Source organism: Candidatus Neomarinimicrobiota bacterium (assembly GCA_041862535.1).
Taxonomy (GTDB): Bacteria; Fidelibacterota; Marinisomatia; order SCGC-AAA003-L08; family TS1B11.
In genome coordinates this window covers 1-8,185 of record JBGVTM010000133.1, presented here as the reverse complement: position 1 = coordinate 8,185, position 8,185 = coordinate 1, and the positions used below count along the sequence as shown (strand labels likewise).

Annotated in this window: 7 protein-coding genes; 3 read left to right on the top strand and 4 right to left on the bottom strand. The window is 56.9% G+C overall.

Annotated elements, in window-relative coordinates; all coding sequences use genetic code 11:
- Together ACETWG_04890 and ACETWG_04885 are read left to right on the top strand one after the other, a co-directional pair.
- Window positions 1-761 (top strand): P1 family peptidase (locus ACETWG_04890; protein MFB0515924.1); only part of this gene is annotated, 761 nt, incomplete at its 5' end.
- A 28-nt stretch (window positions 762-789) separates the two neighbouring features.
- Entirely contained in the window at window positions 790-3,630 is a 2,841-nt protein-coding gene (locus tag ACETWG_04885) for a M14 family zinc carboxypeptidase (GenBank protein MFB0515923.1), read from the top strand.
- Between the two features lie 113 nt (window positions 3,631-3,743).
- On the opposite strand, the gene ACETWG_04880 is transcribed toward ACETWG_04885, so the two are convergent.
- The 4 genes from ACETWG_04880 to ACETWG_04865 all read right to left on the bottom strand — a co-directional run bounded on the left by ACETWG_04880 (window position 3,744) and on the right by ACETWG_04865 (window position 7,397).
- Window positions 3,744-5,024: a thymidine phosphorylase gene (locus ACETWG_04880; GenBank protein ID MFB0515922.1), complete on the bottom strand. Its 1,281-nt coding sequence runs from the start codon at window positions 5,022-5,024 to the stop codon at window positions 3,744-3,746.
- 109 nt (window positions 5,025-5,133) lie between these two features.
- Complete coding sequence (locus tag ACETWG_04875) at window positions 5,134-6,753, bottom strand: T9SS type A sorting domain-containing protein (GenBank protein MFB0515921.1); 1,620 nt, start codon at window positions 6,751-6,753, stop codon at window positions 5,134-5,136.
- Between the two features lie 182 nt (window positions 6,754-6,935).
- Window positions 6,936-7,196, bottom strand: a complete 261-nt coding sequence (locus tag ACETWG_04870; protein MFB0515920.1) for an endonuclease domain-containing protein — start codon at window positions 7,194-7,196, stop codon at window positions 6,936-6,938.
- A 9-nt stretch (window positions 7,197-7,205) separates the two neighbouring features.
- The gene (locus tag ACETWG_04865; protein ID MFB0515919.1) at window positions 7,206-7,397 is read right to left on the bottom strand and encodes a hypothetical protein; all 192 of its coding nucleotides are present in this window, start codon (window positions 7,395-7,397) and stop codon (window positions 7,206-7,208) included.
- A 441-nt stretch (window positions 7,398-7,838) separates the two neighbouring features.
- Here ACETWG_04865 and ACETWG_04860 point away from each other — a divergent pair.
- Window positions 7,839-8,185: hypothetical protein (locus ACETWG_04860; protein ID MFB0515918.1), on the top strand; the 347-nt coding region annotated here is incomplete at its 3' end.

Here is an 8,185-nt window from a genome sequence, read left to right as displayed (position 1 = left end):
GCAACGAGGACGTCCGTTCCGTCAATGCCGTCGTCGGCGAGACCAACGATGGCTACCTGAACGATATCCGGGGTATGCATGTCACCCGCAAGGAAGTGACAGCCGCCATCGAGGCCGCCACCACCGGTCCCGTAGCCGAAGGCAACGTCGGGGCCGGCACCGGCACCATCGCATTCGGCTGGAAAGGCGGCATCGGTACCTCCTCACGCCTCCTGCCTGAAAGCCTGGGAGGTTACACGGTGGGCGCCCTGGTACAGAGCAACTACGGCGGTATCCTCACCATGGACGGCCATCCCGTAGGCGAGCAGCTGGGCCGTTATAGCTTCAAGGAACACCTGGAAGGGGCCTCGGATACCGGGGCCAGGCTGATGGAAGACCGGGACGACTATGGCTCCTGCATGATCATCCTGGCCACGGATGCGCCCCTCTCACCCCGCAACCTCCACCGGCTAGCCAAACGCGCCATTCTCGGCCTGGCACGCACCGGCTCATTCATGAGCAACGGTACAGGGGACTTCGTTATTGCCTTTTCAATCCGCAACCGGGTGCCCCATACCTCCGAAACCCGAACCCAACCGGCCGAATACTTGCGCAATGAGGCCCTGAGTCCCCTGTTCCTGGCAGCTGTGGAAGCCGTGGAGGAGGCCGTTTATAACTCCCTGCTCAAAGCCACCACCGTTACGGGCAGGGACGGCCACACCGTCGAGGCCTTGCCCCTGGACCTGCTCACCAGGATTATCTCAAAGGAGGATAATCCCTAAATTCCACTACGAGTATAAGGAGTAACCCATGCGTTCTACCCACTCTGCCATCTACCTTATTCTCTTATTCTCTTTCCAGACAGTCGTTGCCCAGATCAACGACGCCGCCTACGGCGACAAGATCAAGACCTACACCACGGATGAGCGCTTTCTCTCCGATCTGGTGGACCACCTGCCGATCTCCGAGACAGTGCCTTCGCCCCTGGAGCACTTTGGGGATATCATCGGCGCCCCGAACATCCTCCATAACACCGCCGAGATCCATGGCTACCTGCGCCTGCTGGCCGAGCATTCCCCCCGGGTAGCAGTCCGCACCATAGGCCAGACCGAAGAAGGACGGGAGATGATCGAAGTGGTCATCGCCGATGAGCAGACCATCACCGACCTGGAAACCTACCGCGGCTACCTCAATCGCCTGGCCGACCCCCGTACGCTGACTGAAGCCGAAGCCTATGATATCATTCCCAGGGCTAAGCCCATCTATTATACTATGACCGGCCTGCATTCGACGGAGACGGGTGGCCCCGAGATGTTCATGGAACTGGCCTATCGCCTGGCAGTGGGAGAGTCGGACATGATCCAGGCCATCCGCGCGAAGGTGATCGTTATTCTCGTGCCGGTAGCCGAGCCTGACGGACGGGACCGCATGGTGGACATATACAACTACCGCAAACAGCACAACGATATAGGCCCGGACCTTGTCTATTGGGGGAAATATGTCGCCCACGACAACAACCGGGACGGCTACGGCCTGAGCCTGGCCCTGACGCGGAATATCTTGGCCTCCTTTCTCTACTGGAAACCCATCGTCGGCCACGACCTGCACGAGTCCGTGCCCTACCTGTACGTCTCCACCGGCACCGGCCCCTACAATGAGTATATCGATCCCCTCACCATCGACGAATGGCACAACCTGGCCCATGAGGAGGTGACCGAGCTGACCAAGCGCGGTATGCCCGGCGTCTGGACCCACGGTTATTACACTGGCTGGGCCTCCAATTACCTCCTGTGGATTCCCAACCTGCGTAATGCTATCGGCCGGTTCTACGAGACTTTCGGCAACGCCATCGCCGATACCAGGGAACGGAAACTGCAGGACAGCCAGACCTCCCGGGAATGGTATCGGCCCAACCCGCCCCTGGAAAAAACCGACTGGTCGCTGCGCAATAACGTCAACTATTCCCAGAGCGGCCTGCTCATCGCGCTCAAATACGTGGCGGACAACGGCACCGACCTGGTGGAGAACTTCTACCTTAAGTCGCGCAACGCCGTGAATAAGGGCCGGCAGGAACCGCCCCATGCCTGGGTCATCCGCCATGACCAGCCCCGTAGCCACGCCGCCGCCGGGCTGGTCAATCTGCTGATGGACGAAGGCGCTGAGGTGCACCAGGCCACGCAAGACCTGAAATGGACCGAAGAGATATCGGCCAGGGGAGATAAAGGCAAAGGTGAAAAGCAGAGCTCAGAGAAGGCTAAAGTCACCCGAACGGCCCCGAAAGGCTCCTATGTGGTGCGCCTGGATCAGCCCTACCGGGCCCTGATCCTTAACCTGCTGGGCGAGCAGGACTTTCCCAAGGACGCCCCGCCACCCTACGACGATACCGGCTGGACCCTGCCCTACCTGTGGCAGGTGCAGGCCCGGCGGGTGGACGATCCCTCCATCCTGCAGGCTGGAATGAAGCCCCTGAAGAGTCATATCGAGCCTGCCGGAGGTCTCCAGGGCCGGGGACACCAGTTCTTCCTGGTGAACAACACCACCGAGGATAACCTGACAGTGTTCCGCTTCCAGCTGGCTGACGTAAAGATGGAAGGGGCCGAAAGCGCCTTTGAAGTTGATAAGTCCAGGTTTAATGCCGGCAGTCTGATTATCCCCGCAAAAGGCAATCCCGGTGACCTGGCCCAACGGATTGACGCGACGGCCAGAGACCTCGGGCTGACGGTAAATGGGACCGCCAAAAAACCAGCGGTCTCCACCCACAATGTGGAAACACCCCGGGTGGCCCTGGTGCATACCTGGGTAAGCACGCCCCAGGACGCCGGCTGGTGGCGGCTGGCCTTCGATAAACTGGGCATCCCTTATGCCCACCTTTCCGAACAGGACATCGCGACCCTGGATCCCTCCAGCCTCGACGTGATTATCGTGCCCCGGACCTGGGCCTCCCCCCAGACGCTGGTGGCCGGTACCACCACCGCCGGTGACCCTATCCCCTGGCAGGAAAGTGACCTCACCTCCCATCTGGGCAAGATCGACCAGACCGACGATGTTCGCCGCGGCATGGGCTATGAAGGATTAATAAATCTGAAAACCTTCATTGAAAACGGCGGGGTGCTCATCACCGAAGGTTCCATCGCTGCCTTCCCCATCGAGATGGCCCTTACCCGCCGCATCAGTATCACACCGACCAAAAACCTGGCCGCCCGCGGCTGCGTGGTCAAAGCCGAGGTCAAGGACAAAACCAGCCCCATCACCTACGGCTACAGCGATACCCTGGCCGTTTACTTCAGCCAGGCACCCGTTTTCAAGATAAGCAAGCAAATGCGCGACTTCCGCCTGCCGGACTGGCTCAAAGATGAGATCTGGGAAAAGGAAGTGCCGCGGGAAGTTGTCAACTTTGCTAAAAAAGGCCTGTTGATGAGCGGCATGTTACGTGGAGAAGAGGAACTGGCCGGCACCCCCGCCGTGGTGGATGTGCCTGTAGGCAAAGGCCACGTCGTACTGTTCGCCAATCGTCCCTTCTGGCGCGGCGAGACCTGCGGCAGCCACGCCCTCGTATTCAATACCCTGCTCCACTGGAATGACCTGCGCCTGGGCTGGCCCAAACGGCCGGAGGAAGAAGAGGAGGAAGAGCAGGACCTGTTCAGGCATTGACAGGGGCCCAGCCATAGGGAACCTAGAAGGTCGTCAATAAAGGCTCCTTCTACCTGAGGTAGAAGGATGGGATGAGGGGTCAGTGGATATTAAACCACACACCTATCCAACCCCTACTCCACCACCAGCCGCGGCCGCTGCGGCTTCTCCTCCCCCCAGCTCAGCGCCTCCTGCAGCTCCCGGGCGGCGGCTTCCACCCGGCCCTGGTCGGTACCGAAATAACAGCCAATTTCATCCCCTGCCTGCACTTCATCACCGATCTTCACCTCCAGCCTGAAGCCGGCAGTGGGGTCAATAGCCTCGTTCTGGTGCTGGCGCCCGGCCCCAGCCGTGATCAGCGACATCCCGGCCTGGTAGGTATCAACAGCCTGGAGACAGCCGCCGGTGGGAGCCTTGAGGGGGATTGTCACAGTTGGCCAGTGCAGGTGCGGGTCGGTCAGGGCTTCCACCTCCCCGCCCTGGGCAGCCACCATTTCATCGAACTTCTCCCGCGCCCGGCCTGAGGCCAAAGCCTCCTCCACCACCCGTTCCGGGTCATCAAAGCCTGCCAGGCGCAGGATGTCCGCCGAAAGGGTCTTGGCCAGGGTCACCAGATCATCCGGCCCGCCGCCTTCAAGCACCTCGATAGCCTCCTGCACCTCACACCATATCCCGGACGACCGGCCCAGGGGCTGGTTCATATCGGTGATGCGGGTCACCGTCTGCACACCAAAGGCCTCCCCCGTATCCTTGAGTGCCAGGGCCAGGGTCCGAGCATCGTCGATGCTGGTCATAAAAGCGCCGCTGCCCCACTTCACGTCCAGTACCAGGCCCTGAATACCTTCAGCGACTTTCTTGCTCATTATGCTGCCGCAAATCAAGGGCAGCGAGCCGACCGTGGCCGTCAGGTCGCGCAGGGCGTACATCTTCTTGTCGGCCGGACAGATTTCATCGGTCTGCCGCATGATACAGATTCCCACCTGCGCCACTATCCGCTGGAAGGTGTCCAGGTCCAGATCGGTCCTGAAGCCGGGGATGGCATCCAGTTTATCCAGGGTCCCTCCGGTATGGCCCAGCCCCTCGCCGGACAGCATGGGCACATATACCCCACAGGCAGCCACCAGCGGTCCCAGGACCAGCGAGACCTTGTCACCCACCCCGCCGGTGCTGTGCTTGTCGGCTACGTAGCCGTCCAGATGGGAGAAATCCAGTCGCCGCCCGGATTCAATCATGGCCCGCACCAGCTCCTGACGCTCGTCGACCGTCATTCCCTGGAAGTAGACCGCCATGAGCCAGGCTGCCATCTGGTAGTCCGGCAGGGTGCCGTTGGCGAAGGCTTCCACCAGAAAGCGGATTTCTTCCGGGGTGTGGGCCCGGCCCTGCTGCTTCTTGCGAATGAGGCGGTAGGCGATCATAATGAAAGCGCGAAGCTACAGCCCTTTTCACAGAATGGAAATATCGGATTAGAAATTACGAGCCGGTACTGGCGCCCGAGTTAATGGCCTGATTATGCAGCCTATGAGACTACTTTAATATCGTCATCTTTTTAGTTATAACTGCATCCCCTACTCTGAGCTGATAGAAATATACCCCGCTTGGCAAACCGGAGGCCTGGAAATAAATGTGATAACGACCAGCTTGCTGCCGCTTATCGACAAGTGTTGCTATTTCCTGACCGGTCAGGCTGAATACCGTAAGCAGCACATAACCTGGTCTTGAAACTGTATAATCAATCCGGGTGACCGGGTTGAAGGGATTGGGATAGTTTGTCAAAGCGAGGCCATATTCTTGAGGTATCTGCCGCTCACTGACACTGATAGTCCCAAGGACAGGATTCAGGGGAGAAGTATCCAGCGCGTCATCCGTATCAATGGCCGCCGAAAGACTGTCCAGCCATGCTCTGCGGGCCTCCGTACCTTCAGGCACCTCTATACTCCGTGTGGTCATCGTGTAACTCGGGTATCCCCCCACTTCCCCCTGGCTGTCGATTATTTCCCCCGTGCCATTGATGGCCGCTTGAACGATTCGGGCATCAATCGCGTCCCTGTCCCCGGCCCGCGCACCGGCGCTCTTCAATACACTGAATACTGCCTCAACCGCGGGTCTGGCTACCAGCCCCTCAGGCCATAAAGGTGGACTGTCTACCACTTGAATATAGCTGTCTACCGCCTCCATGTCGGCGCCGGTCCGGTCCTTTAGTATATTGTCTTCCAGATAAGCCTCACCGCATGCTCTGCTTTTTGTCGCCCGGACAAATATATCGGTGGAGGAATCGACACCTTTGATCCATACATTGCCAACCAGTGCGCCGTAGGACTTGCCGATGATCACCGCGCTGTTAGTCCCGTAGTCGGACATATGGACACAGTTATGCCCTGAATTATAGACGACGTTATTGACAACAACCGCCCGGCTGTTGCCTTTATAGTATGGATTTCTTGCGTTGTTATGCGCGTACAGACATCCGATGATCGATACATTGGCCACACCATCGTGTAGCAGCGTCCCCATGGAATGTTGGCCTTTGGAGTGCGTGGAGTACGAGAGGCATTCGGCAATGATGCATCTATACAGAGTCACGTCATGGCTCGAGGCCATCGGTTCTGAATCTCCCGGACCGGACACGGACAGGTTCTCATCCACCGCCCAGGTGGCCGAACAATGATCGAACACCACGTTGTACGCCTCATTACCCGAAGTGGCTATGGCGTCCGGTTCCCACCCACTCTGAGGGAGTTGGCCTGCATCGCCGGGACGAACAGCCAGGTGCTGGATCACCACGTCATGGGTCCTGACAGTCAAGCCGCCTTTGATTAGGGTTATCCCGGGGGCGGGTGCGGTCTGGCCCGCCACCGTCAGATAGGGATTGCTCACGCTGATATTGTTCATCTCCAGATCAATCACGCCCCCCACTTCAAATACAACCAGTCGGGCTCCGGGGGTTCCTATAGCCTGCCTTAACGAACCATCGCCATAATTGTCAAGATTGGTGACCCGGATAACCTCGCCCGACAGCCCTCCCTCGGTCTGGGTGCCATATCCATGGATTTCGTAATAAGGGCTATCTCCTGCAATCAAGGTTCCGCACATCGAATAACAGACCACCTGGAGTGAAAATAAAGCGATTAGTCTTATGGGCTGCATAGTACCTCCTGAATAGCCTTGATATTATTGCTTATGTAAAGAGACATCGGAATGCTCACACGGTGTTATTCCCTTGCTTTCCTCTAATCTCGCCATTGTCCCTCTGGCCGTTCCGGCCACTAGGAGGCCGGCTACGTCGAGTCCCTCCCTTTCGAAAAGAGCATGAGTCACATGGTGATCTGTTATTCATCTGTACTATCGAGTTCTTCAATATAATGCTTCAATCGTTCAATGACCTTGGCAAGGTCGCTTTCAACTTCATCTGCCTGGCAGCGGAAAAATCGTATGCCGTAGCCTTCAATTAATTTCTGCCGATATTGATCGCGTTTCTTGATATCCATACTACGATGAATCCCTCCATCAATTTCAATGGCTAATCGCTTCTCGTGACAATAAAAATCCACTACGCTCGAACCGATGGGATGCTGCCTGAGAAACTTCAATCCCCCCAGTTAACGTCTGCGCAATACACTCCAAAGGATCTTCTCAGAGGCTGTCATTCTGTGCCTCAGAACCCAGGCCAACTCCACTGCCGTCTTGTCTCCTCGCAACACTAACTCCACGGCCTCCACCTTGAACTCCCGGGTGAACTGCCGACGGGTCTGCCTTTGCCCTGCCAGCGGCGGTGGCTTCTCCTCCATCATAGATACCTCCGTTCCTAATGGTAATCTATGACTTCTTACTGTGTCCACAAAAATGTAGCAAGTCCATCCCCTCTCTCGGGAGAGAGGGGATTTAGGGGTGAGTGATCCGCCAGCACCGACCACCGTGGCATCGGCCTTACTTCCTTATTTGTCTTGAATTTCCTATTGACTATATATAAATTACAAAACATTAATGGGGATTTTCGTGGGGTAAAATAGATATCTATATTTACTATGATAACTCAGCGAATATATCCTTTGCGCACATTATTCATTCCCCTAGCTCTCTTTCTGTATACCTGCGCTCTTGGCCTCTTTTCCAGCTGCAACAGCCCCACTCCGCCTGATAGTGGAATAGAATGTCCCGAGGGCTACCATGTCTGCGGAGCGGATTCCAGCGAGTGCTGCCTGGATACTACCAGCCACACCTTCGTCTGGCGTGTGGACACCCTCAAGGGCGATTACAATTTCCTGAAAGACGTCTCTATCCTGGGACCCAATGATATCTGGGTTGTGGGCGAGATCCGTATGCCGGAAACCAGATACAATGGGGCACACTGGGATGGAACAACATGGCAATTAACAAAAATCCAGTGGGAAGTAGACGGGCAATCTGGAACCAATAAATTAGAATCAGTTTTTTCCCTTTCATTAACGGATACTTGGGCTGCTGATACAGCACCATATCATTTAGAGGGAACACGTTGGATTTCCTATGGCACACAAAACAGTTCCTGGGAGTTTGGTGGCTATGTCTATGACATCTGGGGCAATGATTCCGCGGATGT

Coding starts and splice junctions, on each gene's coding strand:
- ACETWG_04885 (MFB0515923.1), top strand. CDS start 790: ATGCGTTCTACCCACTCTGCCATCTACCTTATTCTCTTATTCTCTTTC.
- ACETWG_04880 (MFB0515922.1), bottom strand. CDS start 5,024: ATGATCGCCTACCGCCTCATTCGCAAGAAGCAGCAGGGCCGGGCCCAC.
- ACETWG_04875 (MFB0515921.1), bottom strand. CDS start 6,753: ATGCAGCCCATAAGACTAATCGCTTTATTTTCACTCCAGGTGGTCTGT.
- ACETWG_04865 (MFB0515919.1), bottom strand. CDS start 7,397: ATGATGGAGGAGAAGCCACCGCCGCTGGCAGGGCAAAGGCAGACCCGT.